This is a genomic window from Ruegeria sp. H9, from assembly GCF_056532915.1.
In genome coordinates this window covers 70007-89258 of the sequence record NZ_JBQFNX010000003.1, presented here as the reverse complement: position 1 = coordinate 89258, position 19252 = coordinate 70007, and the positions used below count along the sequence as shown (strand labels likewise).

General features: G+C 58.3%; 23 protein-coding genes. 11 read left to right on the top strand and 12 right to left on the bottom strand.

Going from position 1 to position 19252, the window contains the following annotated elements; all coding sequences use genetic code 11:
- Positions 1 to 27 precede the first annotated feature (27 nt).
- From ACR0CZ_RS14580 to ACR0CZ_RS14570, 3 genes are all read left to right on the top strand, one after another.
- Positions 28 to 243, top strand: a complete 216-nt coding sequence (locus ACR0CZ_RS14580) for a putative signal transducing protein (RefSeq protein ID WP_008755664.1) — start codon at positions 28 to 30, stop codon at positions 241 to 243.
- Positions 240 to 1007: a methyltransferase gene (locus ACR0CZ_RS14575; protein ID WP_170395736.1), complete on the top strand. Its 768-nt coding sequence runs from the start codon at positions 240 to 242 to the stop codon at positions 1005 to 1007. Before ACR0CZ_RS14580 ends, ACR0CZ_RS14575 begins: the two co-directional genes overlap by 4 nt.
- Positions 1008 to 1131: 124 nt before the next feature.
- On the top strand, positions 1132 to 1296 hold the full coding sequence (locus tag ACR0CZ_RS14570) for a YdcH family protein (RefSeq protein WP_170395738.1): 165 nt from the start codon (positions 1132 to 1134) through the stop codon (positions 1294 to 1296).
- A 4-nt stretch (positions 1297 to 1300) separates the two neighbouring features.
- Here ACR0CZ_RS14570 and yddG read toward each other — a convergent pair whose 3' ends face one another.
- The 10 genes from yddG to ACR0CZ_RS14520 form a co-directional block, all read right to left on the bottom strand.
- The gene (gene yddG, locus ACR0CZ_RS14565) at positions 1301 to 2167 is read right to left on the bottom strand and encodes an aromatic amino acid exporter YddG (protein ID WP_170395740.1); all 867 of its coding nucleotides are present in this window, start codon (positions 2165 to 2167) and stop codon (positions 1301 to 1303) included.
- Positions 2164 to 3111 (bottom strand): transcriptional regulator GcvA, encoded by a 948-nt coding sequence (locus ACR0CZ_RS14560; RefSeq protein ID WP_170395742.1) that lies wholly within the window; start codon positions 3109 to 3111, stop codon positions 2164 to 2166. Before ACR0CZ_RS14560 ends, yddG begins: the two co-directional genes overlap by 4 nt.
- 303 nt (positions 3112 to 3414) lie before the next feature.
- Positions 3415 to 4137, bottom strand: a complete 723-nt coding sequence (phbB, locus tag ACR0CZ_RS14555) for an acetoacetyl-CoA reductase (RefSeq protein WP_170395744.1) — start codon at positions 4135 to 4137, stop codon at positions 3415 to 3417.
- 187 nt (positions 4138 to 4324) lie between these two features.
- Positions 4325 to 5500 (bottom strand): acetyl-CoA C-acetyltransferase, encoded by a 1176-nt coding sequence (locus tag ACR0CZ_RS14550; protein ID WP_480537161.1) that lies wholly within the window; start codon positions 5498 to 5500, stop codon positions 4325 to 4327.
- 194 nt (positions 5501 to 5694) lie between these two features.
- Positions 5695 to 6528 carry an EAL domain-containing protein gene (locus ACR0CZ_RS14545; protein WP_170395748.1) on the bottom strand — a complete coding sequence of 278 codons (834 nt, stop codon included), beginning with the start codon at positions 6526 to 6528 and terminating at the stop codon, positions 5695 to 5697.
- Positions 6529 to 6638: 110 nt separating this feature from the next.
- Positions 6639 to 6827 (bottom strand): hypothetical protein, encoded by a 189-nt coding sequence (locus ACR0CZ_RS14540; RefSeq protein ID WP_170395750.1) that lies wholly within the window; start codon positions 6825 to 6827, stop codon positions 6639 to 6641.
- Between the two features lie 90 nt (positions 6828 to 6917).
- Complete coding sequence (locus ACR0CZ_RS14535) at positions 6918 to 7889, bottom strand: sterol desaturase family protein (protein ID WP_170395752.1); 972 nt, start codon at positions 7887 to 7889, stop codon at positions 6918 to 6920.
- On the bottom strand, positions 7886 to 8272 hold the full coding sequence (locus ACR0CZ_RS14530; protein WP_170395754.1) for a hypothetical protein: 387 nt from the start codon (positions 8270 to 8272) through the stop codon (positions 7886 to 7888). Before ACR0CZ_RS14530 ends, ACR0CZ_RS14535 begins: the two co-directional genes overlap by 4 nt.
- A gap of 59 nt (positions 8273 to 8331) precedes the next feature.
- The gene (locus ACR0CZ_RS14525) at positions 8332 to 8661 is read right to left on the bottom strand and encodes a hypothetical protein (protein WP_170395756.1); all 330 of its coding nucleotides are present in this window, start codon (positions 8659 to 8661) and stop codon (positions 8332 to 8334) included.
- Between the two features lie 93 nt (positions 8662 to 8754).
- Complete coding sequence (locus ACR0CZ_RS14520; protein ID WP_170395758.1) at positions 8755 to 9321, bottom strand: TlpA disulfide reductase family protein; 567 nt, start codon at positions 9319 to 9321, stop codon at positions 8755 to 8757.
- Between the two features lie 21 nt (positions 9322 to 9342).
- Between ACR0CZ_RS14520 and argH the strand changes: the two genes are divergently transcribed.
- From argH to ACR0CZ_RS14500, 4 genes are all read left to right on the top strand, one after another.
- On the top strand, positions 9343 to 10731 hold the full coding sequence (gene argH, locus ACR0CZ_RS14515; RefSeq protein WP_170395760.1) for an argininosuccinate lyase: 1389 nt from the start codon (positions 9343 to 9345) through the stop codon (positions 10729 to 10731).
- Positions 10731 to 10913, top strand: coding sequence for an argininosuccinate lyase (locus tag ACR0CZ_RS14510; RefSeq protein WP_170395762.1), 183 nt, complete (start codon positions 10731 to 10733; stop codon positions 10911 to 10913). Before argH ends, ACR0CZ_RS14510 begins: the two co-directional genes overlap by 1 nt.
- 294 nt (positions 10914 to 11207) lie before the next feature.
- On the top strand, positions 11208 to 12473 hold the full coding sequence (gene lysA / locus ACR0CZ_RS14505) for a diaminopimelate decarboxylase (protein WP_170395764.1): 1266 nt from the start codon (positions 11208 to 11210) through the stop codon (positions 12471 to 12473).
- Between the two features lie 96 nt (positions 12474 to 12569).
- Positions 12570 to 15056: a TIGR02302 family protein gene (locus tag ACR0CZ_RS14500; RefSeq protein ID WP_480503098.1), complete on the top strand. Its 2487-nt coding sequence runs from the start codon at positions 12570 to 12572 to the stop codon at positions 15054 to 15056.
- On the opposite strand, the gene ACR0CZ_RS14495 is transcribed toward ACR0CZ_RS14500, so the two are convergent.
- Positions 15053 to 15820: a zinc-ribbon domain-containing protein gene (locus tag ACR0CZ_RS14495; protein WP_170395768.1), complete on the bottom strand. Its 768-nt coding sequence runs from the start codon at positions 15818 to 15820 to the stop codon at positions 15053 to 15055. The two genes, ACR0CZ_RS14500 and ACR0CZ_RS14495, sit on opposite strands and share 4 nt — an antisense overlap.
- 182 nt (positions 15821 to 16002) lie before the next feature.
- Here ACR0CZ_RS14495 and ACR0CZ_RS14490 point away from each other — a divergent pair, with 182 nt between their 5' ends.
- From ACR0CZ_RS14490 to ACR0CZ_RS14475, 4 genes are read left to right on the top strand one after another with little or no spacing between them, the layout of a single operon-like run.
- Entirely contained in the window at positions 16003 to 16680 is a 678-nt protein-coding gene (locus ACR0CZ_RS14490; protein WP_170396090.1) for an ATP-binding cassette domain-containing protein, read from the top strand.
- Positions 16677 to 17576 carry an FtsX-like permease family protein gene (locus ACR0CZ_RS14485; RefSeq protein WP_170395770.1) on the top strand — a complete coding sequence of 300 codons (900 nt, stop codon included), beginning with the start codon at positions 16677 to 16679 and terminating at the stop codon, positions 17574 to 17576. Before ACR0CZ_RS14490 ends, ACR0CZ_RS14485 begins: the two co-directional genes overlap by 4 nt.
- Complete coding sequence (locus ACR0CZ_RS14480; protein WP_170395772.1) at positions 17576 to 18316, top strand: lysophospholipid acyltransferase family protein; 741 nt, start codon at positions 17576 to 17578, stop codon at positions 18314 to 18316. Before ACR0CZ_RS14485 ends, ACR0CZ_RS14480 begins: the two co-directional genes overlap by 1 nt.
- The gene (locus ACR0CZ_RS14475; RefSeq protein ID WP_170395774.1) at positions 18303 to 18908 is read left to right on the top strand and encodes a pyridoxamine 5'-phosphate oxidase family protein; all 606 of its coding nucleotides are present in this window, start codon (positions 18303 to 18305) and stop codon (positions 18906 to 18908) included. The genes ACR0CZ_RS14480 and ACR0CZ_RS14475 overlap by 14 nt, the downstream gene beginning before the upstream one ends.
- Positions 18909 to 18925: 17 nt before the next feature.
- Here ACR0CZ_RS14475 and ACR0CZ_RS14470 read toward each other — a convergent pair whose 3' ends face one another.
- Positions 18926 to 19234, bottom strand: coding sequence for an EthD family reductase (locus ACR0CZ_RS14470; protein ID WP_170395776.1), 309 nt, complete (start codon positions 19232 to 19234; stop codon positions 18926 to 18928).
- Positions 19235 to 19252 lie beyond the last annotated feature (18 nt).

The following is a 19252-nucleotide window of genomic DNA, read 5'->3' as shown; positions in this document are numbered from 1 at the left end:
TGTCACCTTGCCCTTACATCCATCCCCATGAAAGAACTATTGCGCAGCACCGATCCGACAATCCTAGCCTTTGCAACGGCTCTCCTTGAGGGCGAGGATATAGACTGCTTTCAGATGGACGTAAATATGAGCATCCTAGAAGGCGGCATCGGAATCTTTCCCCGTCGCCTGATGGTGCGGGCAGATGATCTGACCCGCGCCGAACGGGTCATGCGCGATAACGAGATCCCGCTGGGGCGATGAGCAGCTTTTCCGACAGTGATCTGACCTGCAATGATTTTCTGGGCGGGCGTGTGCGTCTGTGGCAGCCGCGCTCAGGATATCGTGCAGGGGTCGATCCGGTCTTACTGGCGGCATCGGTCCCGGCACAAGCTGGCCAGTCGGTGCTGGAATTGGGCTGCGGGGCAGGGGCTGCTATTCAGTGCCTAATGGCGCGAGTGCCGCACCTGAAGGCAACTGGGGTTGAACTGCAGGCTGGCTATGCAGATCTGGCCCGCCGCAATTCGGAACAAAACGCAGCGATCACCGTGGTTGAGGCGGATTTGAACGCACTACCGAATGATCTGCGACAAGAACAGTTCGATCATGTGATCGCCAATCCGCCCTACTACCGGGCAGGCGCGCATAGCCCTGCCACCGACGCGGGTCGGCAGATCGCACTGGGTGAAGACACGCCGCTTGAGGACTGGATCAATGTCGCCGCCCGACGTCTGGCGCCGCGCGGTTATCTTCACATGATCCAGAGGGCAGACCGGCTGCCCGATATGCTTGCGGGGTGCGCGGGCCGCTTGGGCTCGATTCAGGTGCTACCTCTGGCCCCCCGTGTGGATCGCGGGGCTGAGCTAGTGGTTTTGCGCGCCAGAAAGGGCGGACGCGCCGCATTTCGGCTGCACGCTCCGCTGATTCTGCACCTCGGTGAACAGCACGTAGAAGACGGTGAAAGCTATACTCCTGTGGTTTCGGCGGTGTTGCGCGATGCGGCGGATTTGACCGGGCACTTTGCCTGATCGGCAATGACCAGCCGAATTTGTCGGATTTATTATAGATTTCGTGCGTCTGCAGCGTGACAGGCTGGAAATGATGTGATCAACTTCTTACGTGACACTTACAAACCAGAGAAGGAGGACCGCCATGAGCGTGAGCGCACATCTGACGGAGTTGAAGAAAAAACACGAAATTCTCGGTCTTGAAGTGGAAGAAGCGCAACGCTCACCTGGTATTGACGATCTCCATATCGCACAGCTGAAGAAGCAAAAGCTGAAGCTAAAAGAAGAGATCGAGCGCCTGTCGACCTAAGGTTCTAGGCCTTCAGGCTGGCGCGGGCCGCGATGGCAGCGCCACCGGTGACAAACAAGGCCGCGATCGCCAGGCCCCAGGACGGGGCGGCGATCCCGGCCAGAACCAACACAAGCGTCGATAGCAAAGGTGCCGCGTATGAGGCGGTGCCCAGTATTTGAATGTCCCCGCGCTTGACGCCGATATCCCAGACATAGAACGCCAGCCCAACCGGTCCCAGGCCAAGTGCAAAGGTCGAGGCCCAGCCAAATGTGCCTTGCGGCCAGATCGTTTCTTCCACCGTGAAATGCAAGGCCCATGAGGCGATCGCCGTCAAAATGCAGAACACCGCGACCGAACTTGTCGGCACATCACCCAGCCGTCGCGATAGAACCGAGTAGCTGGACCATGTAAGCGCGCACAGCAAGGCCAGCCCGTAGCCGGGCAGATGCTGGACCTGAAACCCTGCGCTGCCACCACCCGTGATGATGACGGCGGCTCCAGCAAAGCCAAGGCAGGCTCCGATAAGGTGACCAGGTTTCAGATGTTCTCCGGGCAGCAGACCTGACAGAAGAACGATCAGCAAAGGCCAGAGATAAGCGATAAGCCCAGCCTCGGCTGCAGGGGCCATGCGAAGGGCTGAAAAGTACAGCGCGTGGTAGCCAAAAAGGCCAATTGATCCAAGCAGGTATGTCGTCCACGCGACCCGGCGCAGTTGACCCAGCCCGCCGCTGGCGAATGTCCAAATCAGACCCAGCGTACCGCCGATGGTAAAACAGATCGCGTTCAACAACAAAGGCGGCGTCGGGGCCGAACCCACAGTGAACAGCGCCAGCAGAGACCACAGCAAAACGGCGACAAAACCAATCGCGGTCGCGCCCATTCTGCTCATTCACCAGCTACCTTCTCAACAGGGATGATTTCAAACTCATCCGATATATGCGCGGTCTTTTCAATCTCGGAAATGAACCAGTCGCGGAACGCTGCGATCTGCGGTCGCTTCTCTGCCCCTTGCAGGCAGAGGAAACGAAATCGCCCGGCGGTCTCCAGTGCCACTTTGAACGGCGCGACCAGTCGCCCTTCGGTCAGGTCTTTCAGGATCATGGCGCGCCGCCCCAGAACCACGCCCACCCCGGCCACGGCAGCGTCGATGGCGTGATCGGCGTTCGAAAAATGCGCCCCATGGGTCGGAGTGAAATCCAATCCAACCGCACGGAACCACGCGGGCCAGTCGCAACGCGGCTTGAGGAAACTGATCGAATCGTCGTGGATCAGGGGGGCGTCGCGCAACGACGCAGGCGTGGGGAATTGTTCGGCCAGCTCCGGGGTCATAACCGGTGTCAGCCACTCCTTGCGGACGGGAACCGAATAGAGCCCCTCATCCGGCCCATAGCCAAAGCGGATCGCCACGTCCACGTCATCGCGTTCAAGGTCCATGTTGCGCAGAGTGGCCGAGAATTTCAGGTCAATCCCCGGATTTGCACGGGCGAATTCATAAAGGCGCGGAGCCAGCCATTTTGCTGTCAGGGCAGGGCCTGCTGTAACCGTGAGGCTTGTTTCATCCTGCAGCCTCCGCGTCGCTTGCCACGCGGCTTGCAGGGCGGTAAAGCCATCTGCTGTTCCGGGTGCCAATGTGCGCCCAGCTTCGGTCAGCTCGACGGCGCGATTGAGCCGGCGAAACACGGGGTGGCCCAGATGCTCTTCTAACGACTTGATTTGAAAGGACAGGGCAGCCGGGGTCACGTTCAGTTCCTCCGCCGCCTTGGCAAACGACATATGTCGTGCGGCGGCATCGAAGGCGCGCAAAGCAGTCAGCGGAGGCAGGCGGTCGGTCATGTCGGTAAAGTTTTTCTGAACTGAAGGATCGAAAACTCTCGTTTGTGCAATTTAAAATCAAAGGCCATGTTGATGGCAAGTCAAAACCAACTTGATTGAGAAGGGTTCAGCATGATCGAGATGACAACAAACCCAGCCATTCAGAACGCCATTCACCGCGCGCATGAAGAGCGCGGCAAGGCGGTTGTAGGATTCTGGTCCTGGCTATTCGGTTCCCGCTGATCGCAGCGCGCGTGATCTTACGGGATAAAAGAAGGGCCGGTCCTTGATGGACCGGCCCGTTTTCATTCTCAGATCGTCGGTTTAGACGAAGAACTGTGCACCGTTTGCGGAAATGGTCGAGCCGTTGATGAACTGCGAATCGTCCGACGCCAGGAAGGCCACGCAACGCGCGATTTCTTCCGGTTCACCCAGACGACCAGCCGGGATTTGACCGATGATCGATTCGCGCACTTTTTCCGGCACGGCCATGACCATTTCGGTCGCGATGTAGCCGGGGCAGATCGCGTTGGCCGTGATACCGGCCCGCGCACCTTCCTGCGCCAGAGATTTCACGATGCCCAGATCGCCCGCTTTGGTTGCGGCATAGTTGACCTGCGCAAACTGGCCTTTCTGACCGTTGATCGAGCTGATCACGATGATACGACCAAATTTACGCTCGCGCATACCCGGCCATACCGGGTGCACGGTGTTGAAAACACCAGTCAGATTGGTGTCGATGACCTGATGCCACTGTTCAGGTGTCATCTTGTGGAACGGTGCGTCGCGGGTGATACCGGCGTTGGCGACCACGATGTCGATCGGGCCGACCTCGGCCTCGACTTTTTCGATACCCGCTTTGGATTCGTCGTAATCCGCAACATTCCATTTATAGGTTTTGATACCGGTTTCGTCGGTGAACTTTGCGGCGGCTTCGTCATTGCCTGCATAAGTGGCGGCAACATTGTATCCTTCGGCCTTCAGCGCCTTGGAAATTGCTGCGCCGATGCCGCGGGAACCGCCGGTTACGAGTGCTGTACGTGCCATTTAGGACTCCTCCAAATTTAGTCGTCTTGGTAATTCTGTTACTCTGAGAGTTGAGGATGCGCAATATCGTTTCGTGATCGATCTTGTCTTTCTGTCCGGCGATATTGTCGCATCTAAGGGGTATGATCCGATTGTAACAAAAAAGGGCGCCCAGTGGACGCCCTTTTGTATTTAGTTTTCAGCACACTTAGTCACGCTCCACACACAGGGCGACACCCATGCCGCCGCCGATGCAGAGGGTCGCGAGACCTTTCTTGGCATCCCGGCGCTTCATTTCGAACAGCAGGGTGTTCAGAACCCGGCAGCCGGACGCGCCGATTGGGTGTCCGATGGCAATTGCACCACCGTTGACGTTTACGATCGACGGATCCCAACCCATGTCTTTGTTTACAGCGCAGGCTTGCGCTGCGAAGGCTTCGTTGGCTTCGACCAGATCCAGATCATCGACCGACCATCCAGCTTTCTCCAGCGCCTTGCGCGAAGCGTAGATCGGGCCAACGCCCATGATCGACGGGTCAAGTCCGGCGGTCGCGTAGGATGCAATTCGGGCCAAGGGCTCAATCCCGCGCTTTTCTGCGTTTTCTGCCGACATCAGCAGGGTGGCAGCGGCACCGTCATTCAGGCCCGAAGCGTTTGCGGCCGTGACAGAACCGTCCTTGGCGAAGGCGGGGCGCAGTTTGCCCATGGCTTCGATTGTCGCGCCGTGGCGGATGTATTCGTCCTTGTCCATCACGATGTCGCCCTTGCGGGTCTTGATGGTGAAGGGCGCGATTTCATCGGCGAACTTGCCAGCGTTCTGGGCCGCTTCGGCTTTGTTTTGCGAGGCGACAGCGAACTCATCCTGCATATCGCGGCTGATCTGCCATTTCTCGGCGACGTTCTCAGCCGTTTGACCCATGTGATAGCCGTTGAAGGCATCCCACAGACCATCGCGGATCATCGTGTCGATGTATTTCATGTCACCCATCTTATGACCGGCGCGCAGGGCGGCGGCATGGGGCGACAGGGTCATGTTTTCTTGTCCACCAGCGGCAACGATGTCGGCATCGCCCAACTGGATATGCTGTGCACCCAGAGCAACAGCACGCAGACCCGAACCGCAGACCTGGTTGATGCCCCAAGCCGCGCTTTCCTGCGGCAGGCCCGCATTTATATGCGCCTGGCGCGCTGGGTTCTGACCTTGGGCGGCAGTCAGGACCTGGCCCATGATGGTTTCGCTTACTTCGCCCTTGTCGATCCCGGCACGTTCGACAACTGCTTCAAGGACGGCAGCGCCCAGATCATGTGCGGGGGTGTTCGCAAACGAACCGCTAAAGCTACCGACGCCCGTACGTGCGGCGGATGCGATTACTACGTTGGTCATAAAGTCAATCCTTTACCGTCATGGTCCTGTGGGAAATCTGACGGCGCGGTGTAAGGAGAAGTCTTCTCCGGGTGCAAGAGCGCCTCGTGATCCCCCGCTCAAGCATCTTCTGCAATAGCGCAATGCTGCATCTGCAGCAACGGACAGCTTGTCTCAGAGTGAGCCTTGGCGGTGTTCCGCGCGACCAGCTGCTATCAACTGCCCGTTTTTGCAGCTTTTTCCGGGCTCCAGGGCGGAGTGACTGAAGGCGCTCCATATAGAAAGCCCTGCAGACAATCGACACCGTTTGCGATCAGGAAATGAGCATCTTCGCCACTTTCGACCGATTCGGCAGTGACAAGAATTTCGAATTCCCGCGCAACTGCAATCAGTGCGCGCACCAGCGATTGATTGTCGGGATTGCTGCTGATGCCCCTGATAAACTGCCCATCGATCTTGGCGGCATCGAACAGAAATTCACGAAAGTGGCGAAAGCCAAAGTTACTGGCCCCGAAATCATCCAGCGCAAAGGCGATACCGCGGGCTTGTTGGCGATCCATGAAATCTACCACCAGTTCGGGCACCTGCATCGCCGAAGATTCTGAGATTTCCAGAATCAACCTTTCGCCCAAGCTTGCGTCTTTTTTCAGAAACCTATCCAGCACACGCGACCAGTTGGAATAACCGATGGACCGCGCGGACATGTTGATCGACAGGCGGATGCCAGGGTTGCGGATCAGAGTGCGCAGCCCCATTTCAAGCGCGACGCAATCAAGGTCCCGGCCAATTGGCGTGTTCTCAACCTGTGGCATGAACTCGCGCGCGGGGATGACGCGGCCGGTTTCATCCAATACACGGATGAACCCTTCGTAGAACGCGATTCCCTGAGGAGGATGTGCTTGAACGACAGGCTGGAACGCCAGCCTGCATTGTCTATGCTTCACGGCTTCGGTCGCCATCTGTACCACCGATCGATCCCGTGAAGTGACGGCGGCGCTTAAGGGGTCGTCCGATCCCTCGGGCAGGTCTGCGCGTTTCCTGTTTCCCATGACGTACCGTTCCCCTGATCCCGATGATTTTGGCCGGGGCCAGTTTCAGGGAAGACAGGTAAAACCGGGGTTAACGCTCAAAATTTTATCGCAGGTGGTGGGGCGGAAGATCAGTGTGTTGATTGCCAAGCATGACGCAGCGAAGCAGCCGCACCGATAAGCGCTCCTAAAAGTCCCAGCGCGGCCATGACAAATCCCAACCCCAATAGCGCGGGCATTGCTCCGTTGAGTGCGGCGGTCATTGTGATGACGAGGCCCAGCAAACCTGTGATCGTAGAAATTCTCATCAGCTTTGACATGCGGACCTCCGGAAATGCACTCTTAAAACATCTCAGGGGATATGGAGCGCTTGTGCCAAATTTCAAGCAAAGAAAAGGTCTTTTTGAGACCTAGGCCCGCTTGGCTGTGGAAGCAGGTGATTTGGTGCCGAACTGCTCGAATCCCGGTGTGCCGTGATCTTGCGGATGGCGGACAAGGTGCTTGGCCTTGATCTGTTGGGAATTGTCGCGGCTGCCATCGTGGCTATAGCCCGGAGGGGCAAAACAATAAGCCAGACGTTGGCGCAAGGTCAGGCCCGGTTGGGTGGCGTCCCGCCAGATTCCAACCCATTCATGAAACGCCACGCGCAGCGGATTGAACGTGCCGATATTGTGGACAAGCCCATAGTCGACCTTGTCATCTTCTTGCTCGGGGACAAATGTGCCGAACATCTTGTCCCAGATGATAAAGACACCCGCATAGTTGCAATCAAGATATCGCGCATTTCGCCCATGATGGGCGCGGTGGTGACTGGGCGTATTCATGACGGCTTCGAACCAGCGCGGCATTTTGCCGATCGCTTCGGTATGGATCCAGAATTGGTAGATCAGGTTCAGACCTCCGACGAACAGCACCATCGCCGGGTGAAAGCCTAGTAAGATTAGCGGCGCACGTACCACCATCATAAAGGTGAATGTATAGGTCCAGGTCTGCCGCAGCGCCGTTGTCAGGTTGTAATGCTGTGAGCTGTGGTGGTTCACATGACTGGCCCAGACCCAGCGAATGCGGTGCCCAAAGCGGTGCACCCAGTAATACCGCAGATCGTCCAGTACAAAGCACAAGATGATGACCGGGATCGAGGTCCCTAGGTTGAGCGGTGTTATCTGCCACAGCCACATGAAAAACGCATATGCGATGAAGCCCAGCAAAAAGCCCGAGGCGATATTGCCTGCCCCCATGATCAGCGAGGTCAAGGCATCGCGGGTTTCGTACCTACCGCCCCGGCCTTTGATCGCGATCCAAAGGAATTCGGCCAGAATGGCCGCGATGAAGAAGGGCACGGCCCATTGCACCGCGTCGGGAAAGCTCACGTGATCGGTCATGCGGGATCCATCAGATATTGCCAGTGCTGGCGTTCGGTCTCATCAAGGTGGACGATGACCCGAGGAGTGCTGAAATCGTGGAACAGGACTTCAAAGCCTTCGGGATGATCCAGCCAATCGAAATCCCGTAAATGGCGGGCCACGGTATCGGCACCAAAGGACCACAGCAGACCGGCTCCGGTTTCGGTTCGGATAAGGGCGGCGTGACTATCATGGGCAACGGTTACGTCAATGATTGAATCATCTGGAAAGTGACGCAGCCACTGTTCCTGTGCTGTCTTGGGCGTCAGCACTTGCAAGCGTGATTTGCCCGTCAGATGCAGCAGCAAGGCGACCCCGGCAATGCCGCCGACGACGAGGATCAATAGTATTTCCAGCGGCATTCCATCCTCCTGCAGATAACCTGCAAGCGGGCGATTTGTCTGTCAAAGGTGGCGTGGCGTCAGCCGCTTTCCAGGCTTTCCAGAATCTCATGCTGGACGATGCGTGCGACAAACGGCATTAACCCGTCAGGGCCAGAGGCCCGATCTTTGAGATGGATGCAGATATCGGGCCTTCGCGCGGCGATGATGCCAACCATTTCTCCGCGTATCTTGTCATCAAGACCCGCGCCCATGATCGCACAGGCGATGCGCGGTTCCGCGTCCAGCTGCCGCCGCACCTCATCCTGATCATGCGCGCCCAGCCACTGAATCGGCAGGTGATCCAGTTGTTGTGCCACGTTGCCGATTACATTCGGCAACCGCCCAATCAACAGAACTACCGGTTTCATCGGAGTCTCCCTTTCTTCCGGTCGCAAACGAAAACCGGCCCGTTGGGGCCGGTCTCATTCTAACACAGATTTTCTGCAAGAGCGCGCGGGACCTCAGCTATTGCCTTCGACAAGCGCTGAAATTATCGCCTTGGCACTGTCCGAGTTCCATTCTGCATCACCGATCAGGCGTGCGATCTCATTGCCATCGGGGTCGATGATCACAGTGATCGGCAGGCCAATCACTCCCATTTCGCGTGCAACCGCCTGTTTCGGATCCTGATGGCGCGGCAAGTTGTCGATGCCGTTTTCGTCAAAGAACTTCTTGATCCCGGCAGGTGTGTTGCGACCGGTCGCCAGGGTCAGAACCTCGAATTTGTCACCGCCAAACTCCTGTTGCAGTTCAGCGATCTGAGGCATTTCTTTGCGGCACGGCGCACACCATGTGGCCCAGAAGTTCAGCAGCACATACTTGCCTTTGTAGTCGGCCAGCGATCCGGTGCCACCATCATCTTCTAGTTCAAAATCGACCACTTTGACCGGCTTGGGCTCACTATGCAGTATCAGCCGCTTCAGGCTGCCCTCACGCAATGGGCCAAGCGTTGCCGCATCTGTTGCCAAAGCGGCGTTTGCACCCAGCGCTAGGGCCATATAAAGGGGGATCAGACGTAACAGGCGCATATCAACTCCGGGTTTTCTTTCATGACCGATCAATCTTCGAACCAGATGTGGGGCGGCCGCTTTGCCGCTGGTCCAGACGCGATCATGGAGGCGATAAATGCCTCGATCGGGTTCGATCAGCGGATGGCAGCCCAGGACATCGCAGGCTCGCGCGCCCATGCCGCCATGTTGGCTGCCACAGGCGTTATTACTGATAGTGATGCGCACGCCATTCGGGAAGGCCTGCTCACCGTTTTGTCAGAAATTCAGAACGGAGAATTTCAGTTCTCGACTGCGCTGGAAGACATTCACATGAATGTCGAGGCGCGACTGAAAGAGGTGATCGGAGAACCCGCAGGCCGACTGCACACGGGCCGGTCGCGAAACGACCAGGTGGCGACCGATTTCAAACTCTGGGTTCGCGACCAGCTAGATGCCGCAGAATCCGGTCTTCTGGCCCTGATCCGCGCGCTTTTGGCGCAGGCCGAGGCCGGGGCAGACTGGGTCATGCCCGGTTTCACCCACCTGCAAACCGCGCAGCCGGTAACCTGGGGTCACCACATGATGGCCTATGTCGAGATGTTTGGCCGCGATCTGTCCCGCGTGCGCGACGCCCGTGCCCGGATGAACGAATCCCCCTTGGGCGCAGCCGCGTTGGCCGGGACCTCTTTCCCAATCGACCGCCAGATGACAGCCGAGGCGCTGGGCTTCGACCGCCCCGCAGCCAACTCACTGGACGCTGTCAGCGACCGCGACTTCGCATTGGAGTTCCTGTCGACCGCCTCGATTTGCGCCATGCACTTGTCGCGCTTTGCCGAGGAACTGGTAATCTGGTCCTCGGCCCAATTCCGGTTTGTATCACTGTCTGATCGCTTCTCGACTGGTTCATCAATCATGCCGCAAAAGAAGAACCCCGATGCAGCTGAGCTCATCCGCGCCAAGGTTGGCCGCATATTTGGTGCGAATACTGGCCTGATGATGGTGATGAAGGGGCTGCCGCTGACCTATTCCAAGGACATGCAGGAAGACAAAGAACAGGTATTTGATGCGGCAGATAACTGGATGCTGGCACTTGCCGCGATGGAAGGCATGATCAAGGACATGACCGCCAATCGCGAAAGCCTGGCTGCCGCTGCAGGGTCTGGCTTTTCAACTGCGACCGACCTGGCCGACTGGTTGGTCCGCGTGCTGGGCCTGCCCTTCCGCGACGCGCACCATGTCACTGGATCGCTGGTGGCCATGGCTGAAAGCAAGGGCTGCGACCTACCGGATCTGACGCTGGAGGACATGCAATCGGTCCACGCGGACATCACCGACGACGTCTATTCTGTTCTTACCGTCGAAAATTCGGTAAACTCTCGCCAATCCTATGGCGGCACCGCACCGGATCAGGTGCGGGCCCAGATCAAGCGATGGAAGGCGCTGGTGTAATGCAGATACGACGGGTGGTGCTATTGATTGCGGTCGCAGCGGCCTTGGCCGGGTGTGGTGCAGATGGCGAACCCATACAGCCCACCATGAGCGCAAGCGTCGGCGTAGGCAGCAGCGGCACCTATGGCGGTGTTGGCGTTGGTCTCAGACGCGGTGGGCTGGGCGTTTATCTGGGGCTCTGAACTCCAAAATTGCAATTTACTGATCGCACACCCATCTGCATCTGACACGTCCTGAATGACAAAGAGAAAATGCATGAGACCTGCCGGCCTGATCCTCTGCCTCGCCGTACTTGCAGCTTGCGACCCGTCAGGCGCACCCCGATCGGAACCAACGGCCGCACCTAGCGGGTCCGGGGTCTCGGTTTCAGGATATGCGAGGGTTGGCGCGTCAAAGACGTTCTGAACCGCGACGGTGACCACAACCCTACCGGAATCATTTGATCCACATACCTCTTTTGGTCTAAGCGCGCAGGCATGGATCATTTTCTCTACCGCGACGGCGCGCTTTTCGCCGAGGATGTGCCAATCTCCGAAATCGCAGCCGCGGTCGGAACCCCGTTCTATGTCTATTCGACGGCGACGCTGCAGCGGCATTTCAAGCTGTTCGATGACGCGCTTGAGGGCACTGATCACCTGGTCTGCTATGCGATGAAAGCGGCCAGCAATCAGGCGATCCTGAAGACGCTGGCGCAGGCAGGTGCGGGAATGGATGTGGTTTCGGGCGGGGAATATCTGCGCGCCAAAGCCGCGGGCGTGCCCGGAGACAAGATTGTCTTTTCGGGCGTCGGCAAGACAGCGGATGAGATTCGTACCGCTCTGACCGGTGGAATTCGTCAGTTCAACGTCGAATCCGAGCCCGAAATGCAGGTGATCAATGCGGTTGCACTGGAATTGGGCAAGGTTGCGCCGATCACTGTTCGGGTGAATCCGGACGTGGATGCAAAAACCCACGCCAAGATCGCCACCGGCAAGTCCGAGAACAAGTTCGGCATCCCAATCTCGCGTGCGTCCGAGGTTTATGCACTGGCCGCAAGCCTTCCGGGACTGGAGGTGATTGGGATCGACGTTCATATCGGCTCACAACTGACCGAGTTGGAACCGTTTGAGCTGGCTTATAACAAGGTTGCGGAACTGACAGAGCGCCTACGCGCAGAGGGGCATAACATCCGCCGCCTCGATCTGGGCGGTGGTTTGGGTATTCCTTATGCCCGTTCCAACGACGCGCCTCCGCTGCCGGTTGAATATGGTGCGATGGTCAAGAAAACACTGGGCCATCTGGGCTGCGAGATCGAGATTGAGCCTGGTCGGCTGATCGCTGGCAATGCGGGTCTGATGGTGTCCAAGGTCATCTATGTCAAATCCGGCGAAGACCGCGATTTCCTGATCCTCGATGGCGCGATGAACGACCTGATCCGCCCCGCGATGTATGAGGCGTATCATGATATTGTGGCGGTCGAAGAACCTGCCGCCGGGGTCGAACAACGCCCTTATGACATCGTTGGTCCGGTCTGTGAATCCGGGGATACCTTTGCAAAACAACGCAACATGCCCCCTCTGAAATCGGGCGATCTTATCGCATTCCGCAGTGCAGGTGCCTACGGTGCAGTCATGTCTAGCGAATACAATACGCGGCCCCTGATCCCTGAGGTTCTGGTGAACGGGGATCAATTTGCCGTAATTCGTGAACGCCCAAGCTTTGACGAAATCATAAACCGCGATACCATACCAGAGTGGCTTTGACGCGATAGGCGCGTCGGGCCGATCAGGAGGCCCGCCTTGCGCGACAACCAGACCTTGCCAATTCCAAGACTGTCCCTGTGGCTGACGCACGCGGGTATGCTGGCTGAGCAGGTGATGCGCGCCTTCTGGCCGTTCTTTTCTATTCTCATGGCGCTGCTGGCCGCCCTGATGCTGGGTCTGCACGATCTTGTGCGCATTGAAGCCGTTTGGATTTCTGCAGCGGTCGGATTGATTGCTTTGATTGCGACAGCGGTTTTCGGAATAAAACGGTTCCATCTGCCAACCCGGGCCGAGGCGTTGGTTCGGCTGGATGAAACCCTGCCCGGACGCCCGATACAAGCACTGATGGACGATCAGGCAATCGGTGCGATGGATGCGGATTCGGTGGCACTGTGGCATGCGCACCAGACGCGCATGGCAGATCGTGCATCAAAGGCCGATCCGGTGAAACCCGACTTGCGGCTGGCGTCTCGCGATCCCTATGCGCTTCGCTATGCTGCCTTATTGGCACTCGTCGTTGCGGCTCTGTTCGGCTCGTTCTGGCGGATAGGCTCGGTCGCTGACATGACGCCGGGGACCGCTCAGGCGGGGCAGGGCCCGACTTGGGAGGGTTGGGTTGAACCGCCGCGCTACACCGGACTGCCAACGCTCTATCTGGCCGATCAGACCGATCCAACATTGACAGTGCCCAAAGGCAGCCGCATCACGCTTCGATTTTATGGCGAGGTCGGCGCACATAGTCTGACGGAAACTTCGACGCCTCTGGGCACCGAAGCCGCGACGGACCCGGAACAGGAATTTGTTGCCGAACGCTCGGGTCAGATGCGGATTGATGGCCCGGCAGGGCGCGATTGGGCGCTTGAGATCCTTCCAGACACTGCCCCCAGGATCGCGACGGCAGGAGTGGCGCAATCAGAGGCTGGCGGACAGATGAAGCTGCCCTTCGCTGCTGCGGATGACTATGGAATCGTCTCCGGCACAGCCCGGATCGAATTGGACCTGCCAGCGGTCAACCGTCAATTCGGTCTTGCGACCGAGCCAGAACCGCGCGAGATCATTACGGTCGAGTTGCCAATGCCGATTACGGGCGATCGGACCGATTTCACCGAAGACTTGATCGAGGATTTCTCGCAGCACCCTTGGGCACATTTGCCGGTGAAAATAACCCTCATGGCCATCGACGCGGCGGATCAAGAGACGGTGGCAGAACCTTATCTGACAGAACTGCCGGCCCGTAGGTTCTTTGACCCATTGGCTGCTGCGGTGATCGAACAGCGGCGCGATCTGCTCTGGTCGCGCGAAAACGCGCTGCGTGTATCGCAATTGCTGCGTGCGGTTTCGCACCTACCCGAGGACCTGTTCCGCTCAGATACAGCGTATCTGCGTCTGCGTGTGATCCTGCGGCGGCTGGAGACCTTCGACAAATACGGCGCACTGAACGTCAAACAGCAGGAAGAAATTGCGCAAGCGCTGTGGGATCTGGCGGTTCTGATCGAGGATGGCACGCTGGCCGACGCATTGGAACGGATGCGCCGTGCGCAGGAGCGTCTGACCGAAGCGATGCAGAACGGTGCCAGCGACGAAGAGATTGCCGAACTGATGCAGGAGCTGCGCGAAGCGACACAGGATTACATGCGGCAACTCCAGCGTCTGGCGCAGGAAAACGGTGAGACGCAGCAAGGACAGCAGGGCCAGAACGGCGAAACCCTGCAGATGACGCAGGATGACCTGCAGCGAATGATGGACCGCATTCAGGAGCTCATGGAACAAGGCCGCATGGCCGAAGCGCAGCAGGCATTGGAAGAGTTCCAGCAAATGATGGAAAACATGCGCGTCACACAAGGGCAGGGCCAAGGTGGCCAGTCCGAAGGACAGCAGGCCATGGAAGGGCTGGCAGAAACCCTGCGCGAACAACAGGGCCTCAGCGATCAGGCATTCCGCGACCTGCAGGAACAGTTCAACCCCGGTGCGCAAGCGGGCGAAAGTCAGGGCAATGAGGGTCGCAACGGTGGTCTGGGACGCGGCCAGAGCCATGAAGGCCAAGGCGGTCGGGGCCAGGGTCAGGATGAGGCTGGTGAAGGCCAGCAAGGTCAGGGGTCACTGGCGGATCGGCAGCAGGCGCTGCGGGATGAGTTGAGTCGGCAACAACAAGGTCTGCCCGGCGGTGGTACACCCGAAGGCGACGCTGCGCGCGAAGCATTGGGCCGTGCGGGCCGGGCCATGGACGACGCCGAAGACGCCTTGCGCAGCGATGATCTGGCCGAGGCGATTGACCGTCAATCCGAGGCGATGGAAGCCTTGCGCGAAGGCATGCGCTCACTGGGCGAAGCCCTGGCGCAGAACCAGCAGAACCAGCCGGGTCAAGGGACCGAGGCCGGCGACATGCAGGCCAATAACCGCGATCCATTGGGTCGTACGCCAGGTTCCGCGGGATCAATCTCGACCGACGACAACCTGCTGCAAGGCGAAGATGTATATCGCCGTGCGCGTGAGTTGCTGGATGAAATCCGCCGTAGGACCGGTGAACAGGATCGGCCTCAGATCGAGTTGGAATACCTCAAGCGATTGCTCGAAAGGTTCTAGTTCTGCCCTGCGCCCCCGGTCTGTGTCTCAAGCCAAAGGCGCGCTTGATCGACCAGTGAGACATATGATTTCAGCATCGGATCAGCCTGAGGAACCGCCTCGCTGATCTGAGTGGCATTGCCATATATCAGAAACAGAATGACGCCGATGATAATGATCAAGGCAAAGCCACGCAGAAACCCACCGGATTTGCGGGCCGGAGCAACGGCTTCAGCTTCGTCCGATGTCAAGTCGCTGCGCAGACCCGAGTTGATCGCCTCAACATCCGGCAGCTCATCTTTCTGACCTGCGTCAGCGGCGGTTTCAGTGGCCGAGGGCCGTTTCGGTTTGACCTTGGGCTCTTCAGGCGGATCCAATGCCAGATCAGGTTGGCTTTCCAGATTGCTGCCTTCACGCTCGCGCAGCTCTGCCTCGCGTGCAGCCTCTTCCTTGAGGATGCTGGATACCGCCGGGTCTACGTTTCCAACACTCAATTCCTCGGGCGCATCGGGTTCTGGTGTGTCTTCTGCCTTAACCTTTTCTGGCTCGGCCTTGGCCGTATCGGGTTCTGGCGCATCCTCTGACTTAACATCTTCCGGCTCGGCAAAGGCTGCCTGGATTGCAGTCGCAGATTTCGCTTCCGGCTCTGCTTTGCTGGCGACTGGATACTTTTCCTGAAACCAGGTCTCTTCGCAAGCCGAGCATTGAACTTCGCGCCCGTCCTCGGGGATCACTTCGTCCGGGACTTCGTACTGGGCGCTGCAATTCGGACACGTTAAACGCATTCTGCCTCCTGGCCTTCAAGGCTGGCCTGATAATAGTTTTTTCAGGGATGATATTCCGTTAAGACCCAACAGCAAAGCGTGTTTTCGGTTTCGCGGGCCAAGTGTCGCCAATTGGCCCCGCCCAAGGCATTGAATCCACCGCTGCGCTCGGGCAAGAGGTGAGCAGAATAAAGGGGGCAGGCGTGATCGAGCTGGAGAATATCAGCTATACCTACGGCGGTGGTGAGTTGCTAAGCGATGTTTCGCTGCAATTACAGCCCGGATCGTTCCACTTTCTGACCGGGCCTTCGGGTGCGGGCAAGACCACATTGCTGAAACTCTGTTATGGCGCGTTGTTGCCAACCTCGGGCAGGTTGATGGCCTTTAGCGAGGATATCGCCCGCATGGACCGTGATCAGATGGCGCTGCTGCGCCGCCGAATTGGCGTGGTGCATCAGGATTGCCGATTTTTGGATCACATGACGCTGGCCGAGAATGTCGCGTTGCCGCTGATGGTCTCGGGGCGCTCTGAAAATGGGCAGCAGGACGATCTGACCGAACTGCTGGGCTGGGTCGGGCTTGGCAGCAGGCTTGAGGCGCACCCGCCTGAACTATCGGGGGGCGAACGCCAGCGTGCCGCATTGGCCCGCGCAGTCATCCTATCGCCCGATGTAGTGCTTGCGGATGAGCCCACCGGTAATGTGGACTGGGAGATGTCGCAACGACTTCTGCGCCTGTTGGTCGAATTGAACAGGATGGGAAAAACCGTGCTGATCGCCACCCATGACCTAAGCCTGATCCGCGCCGCCAAAAGCCAGGTTCAGGCTCGCGTTCTGCGTATCGCGCAGCGCCGGGTGCAGCTTGCGGGGGCGGATCTATGAGCAAGGGCACGATCCGCAATTTGCTGCGCCGTGACAGCCGCGCCGACCGGGTGGTGCCACCCACGGGCTTTACGGCGCAATTGACCCTGTTCGTGTCTGGCGCAATGGCCTTTCTGGCGGTGTTTGCGCTGGCTCTTTCGTTAGCCTCGGGCCGTGTGGCGGATCGTTGGGCTTCAGAGTTGGCGGGGGCAGCGACCTTGCGGATCAATGCCCCTGCAGATCAACGTGCGGCGCAAACCGAGGCTGCTTTGAATGTCCTCCACCAAACGCGGGGTGTGGCTTCGGCTCGCGCGTTGACGAGCGAAGAGCAGGCCACACTGCTGTCACCCTGGTTCGGACCGGACTTGCCTCTGGACACTTTACCAATCCCGCAGCTGATAGAGATTATCGAAGGTGAGCCGGGTCTTGATGCGGCTGGCCTGCGGCTGCGGCTAGGGGCGGAGGTGCCGGGCGCAGTGCTGGATGATCACACTCGCTGGCGCGAGCCATTGGTTGATGCGGCCAATTCGCTGCGGCGTCTGGGCTGGATTTCGATCCTGCTGATCGGTGGCGCCACTGCCGCTATGATCACGCTTGCCGCCAACGCCTCGCTTGCCGCCAACGCGCAGATAATCGAGGTTCTGCGTCAGGTCGGCGCGCGGGACCGGTTCATCGCCGGAGCGTTCGTGCGCCGCTTTACGTTCCGGGCGCTGTTTGGAGCAGCAGTTGGCACTTTGCTGGGTATGACGGGTGTATTGTTGCTCCCTGAAGCCTCGGATGCGGGTGGTTTTCTCACTGGCCTTGGGTTTCAGGGTATCGGTTGGATCCTGCCTGTGCTGATCCCGGTATTGGGCGCGGCCGTTGCGTTTCTGGCCACATGGTCAGCCGCGCAGCGCAAGTTGAAGGAGCTTTCGTGATGTTCATGGCTATTCAATGGGTCCGGTCGCTGATCTTTATGATCACCATCTATGCCTGGATGCTGGTGCTGGGGCTTGTCTTTGCCCCCTATGCGCTGTTCGCCAAGCGTGGCGCATTGCGAGCATGCAAAACCTATGCGCGCACAACCAAGTGGTTGGCCCGCTGGATGGTCGGTATTCGCTGCGAAGTGCGCGGGGAAGTCCCACATGGCGAGGTTGTGATCGGCGCCAAGCACCAGTCGTTTCTGGACATCATTATAATCTTCGACGCCATCCCACACGGCAAATTCATCATGAAGCGAGAGCTTCTGTGGACGCCGGTCATTGGCATGTATGCGCGCCGTCTGGGATGTATCCCAGTCAATCGCGGAAAACGAGGGGCGGCGGTTGCCAAAATGGTCAAGGATGTTGCGCGCGAGTTCAGCGAACCCGGTCAGTTGGTGATCTACCCGCAAGGTACGCGCGTCGCGCCTGGGGTGCACAAACCCTACAAGGTTGGAACGGCGGTTCTGTATGAAGGGCTTGGGTTCCCGTGCGTGCCAGTTGCCACCAATGCGGGCGTCTTCTGGCCCAGAACCGGTGTCATGCGCAAGCCAGGCACCGCGATTGTCGATTTCCTTAATCCGATCGAACCCGGCGTTGCGCGGAATGCCTTTCTTGAGCAGCTGGAAAACGTGATTGAGACACGGTCCAACGAACTGATGCGAGAAGTGGGGTTTGATCCGGATGGAATTCGTTAAGGATATCACTGCCCTTGAGGCTCTGTATGGCACGCCCGGCGCAGCCTCCATACGCAAAGTGGCGCGGCGGCTAACACCGCTCTACCGCAAATGGATTATGGCCTCACGCCTGTGTATCCTCAGCACCGTCGGCTCCGAAGGTGTCGATGGCAGCCCGCGTGGAGATGAAGGGCCAGTTGTGTTGGAACTGGACCAAGGCACCCTGGCACTGCCGGATTGGCGGGGAAACAACCGCTTGGATTCCCTGCGAAATATCGTACTCGATCCACGCGTCTCATTGTTGTTCATGGTGCCCGGTTCGAACAATGTGGTTCGGGTAAATGGGAACGCTCAACTGACTGCTGATGAAGCCCTGCGCGCCCGGTTCGAAAAACACGGAAAACGCCCCGCAACCGTAATCGTAATCGAGATATCCGAGATTTACACACAATGCGCGCGCGCCCTGATCCGGGCCAGAACCTGGAGTGGCCACGATGAAAGCGAGGGCCTGCCGACGGCTGGCGAGATATTGTCGGAAATGACGTCAGGAGAGGAAGGCGGCGCGCAATATGATCAGGAATGGGGTGCCCGCGCCGCTAGAACCATGTGGTAGGCAAGGATGGCTCTGATTCAGCCGATCACCTCACCGATCAGCATCTGCGGTTTGACATTGGTGAAGTTTGGCAGATCGGCCAGGACAGGGCCTGCCTTTGACATAGCGTCGTTCATGGCGTCCTGATCTTCAAACATGATCGTTGCGATCGCGTAATGACCTGCTGGCGCTTCAGGGCCTCCCGCAATGCCTTTGGTTACGACCGTACGTTCGATATGTGACCCCATGTGCTCGTCGACAAGCGGAAGATGTGTGTCGACATAATAGTCGAAATCGAAATGTGTTTCTGTACCTATGGGATAGATCACCTGTAAACTGACGCTCATCTGACTTCCTTTCCAAAA

Bases quoted from the DNA above. Each gene is read 5' to 3' on its own strand.
- ACR0CZ_RS14475 (WP_170395774.1), top strand. From the start codon at position 18,303: ATGGAATTCGTTAAGGATATCACTGCCCTTGAGGCTCTGTATGGCACG.
- ACR0CZ_RS14560 (WP_170395742.1), bottom strand. From the start codon at position 3,111: ATGACCGACCGCCTGCCTCCGCTGACTGCTTTGCGCGCCTTCGATGCC.
- ACR0CZ_RS14495 (WP_170395768.1), bottom strand. From the start codon at position 15,820: ATGCGTTTAACGTGTCCGAATTGCAGCGCCCAGTACGAAGTCCCGGAC.
- ACR0CZ_RS14525 (WP_170395756.1), bottom strand. From the start codon at position 8,661: ATGAAACCGGTAGTTCTGTTGATTGGGCGGTTGCCGAATGTAATCGGC.
- ACR0CZ_RS14485 (WP_170395770.1), top strand. From the start codon at position 16,677: ATGAGCAAGGGCACGATCCGCAATTTGCTGCGCCGTGACAGCCGCGCC.
- ACR0CZ_RS14545 (WP_170395748.1), bottom strand. From the start codon at position 6,528: ATGGGAAACAGGAAACGCGCAGACCTGCCCGAGGGATCGGACGACCCC.
- yddG (WP_170395740.1), bottom strand. From the start codon at position 2,167: ATGAGCAGAATGGGCGCGACCGCGATTGGTTTTGTCGCCGTTTTGCTG.
- ACR0CZ_RS14470 (WP_170395776.1), bottom strand. From the start codon at position 19,234: ATGAGCGTCAGTTTACAGGTGATCTATCCCATAGGTACAGAAACACAT.
- argH (WP_170395760.1), top strand. From the start codon at position 9,343: ATGACCGATCAATCTTCGAACCAGATGTGGGGCGGCCGCTTTGCCGCT.
- ACR0CZ_RS14480 (WP_170395772.1), top strand. From the start codon at position 17,576: ATGTTCATGGCTATTCAATGGGTCCGGTCGCTGATCTTTATGATCACC.
- ACR0CZ_RS14580 (WP_008755664.1), top strand. From the start codon at position 28: ATGAAAGAACTATTGCGCAGCACCGATCCGACAATCCTAGCCTTTGCA.
- ACR0CZ_RS14500 (WP_480503098.1), top strand. From the start codon at position 12,570: ATGCTGGCTGAGCAGGTGATGCGCGCCTTCTGGCCGTTCTTTTCTATT.
- phbB (WP_170395744.1), bottom strand. From the start codon at position 4,137: ATGGCACGTACAGCACTCGTAACCGGCGGTTCCCGCGGCATCGGCGCA.
- ACR0CZ_RS14575 (WP_170395736.1), top strand. From the start codon at position 240: ATGAGCAGCTTTTCCGACAGTGATCTGACCTGCAATGATTTTCTGGGC.
- ACR0CZ_RS14510 (WP_170395762.1), top strand. From the start codon at position 10,731: ATGCAGATACGACGGGTGGTGCTATTGATTGCGGTCGCAGCGGCCTTG.
- lysA (WP_170395764.1), top strand. From the start codon at position 11,208: ATGGATCATTTTCTCTACCGCGACGGCGCGCTTTTCGCCGAGGATGTG.
- ACR0CZ_RS14535 (WP_170395752.1), bottom strand. From the start codon at position 7,889: ATGACCGATCACGTGAGCTTTCCCGACGCGGTGCAATGGGCCGTGCCC.
- ACR0CZ_RS14520 (WP_170395758.1), bottom strand. From the start codon at position 9,321: ATGCGCCTGTTACGTCTGATCCCCCTTTATATGGCCCTAGCGCTGGGT.
- ACR0CZ_RS14550 (WP_480537161.1), bottom strand. From the start codon at position 5,500: ATGACCAACGTAGTAATCGCATCCGCCGCACGTACGGGCGTCGGTAGC.
- ACR0CZ_RS14540 (WP_170395750.1), bottom strand. From the start codon at position 6,827: ATGTCAAAGCTGATGAGAATTTCTACGATCACAGGTTTGCTGGGCCTC.
- ACR0CZ_RS14530 (WP_170395754.1), bottom strand. From the start codon at position 8,272: ATGCCGCTGGAAATACTATTGATCCTCGTCGTCGGCGGCATTGCCGGG.
- ACR0CZ_RS14570 (WP_170395738.1), top strand. From the start codon at position 1,132: ATGAGCGTGAGCGCACATCTGACGGAGTTGAAGAAAAAACACGAAATT.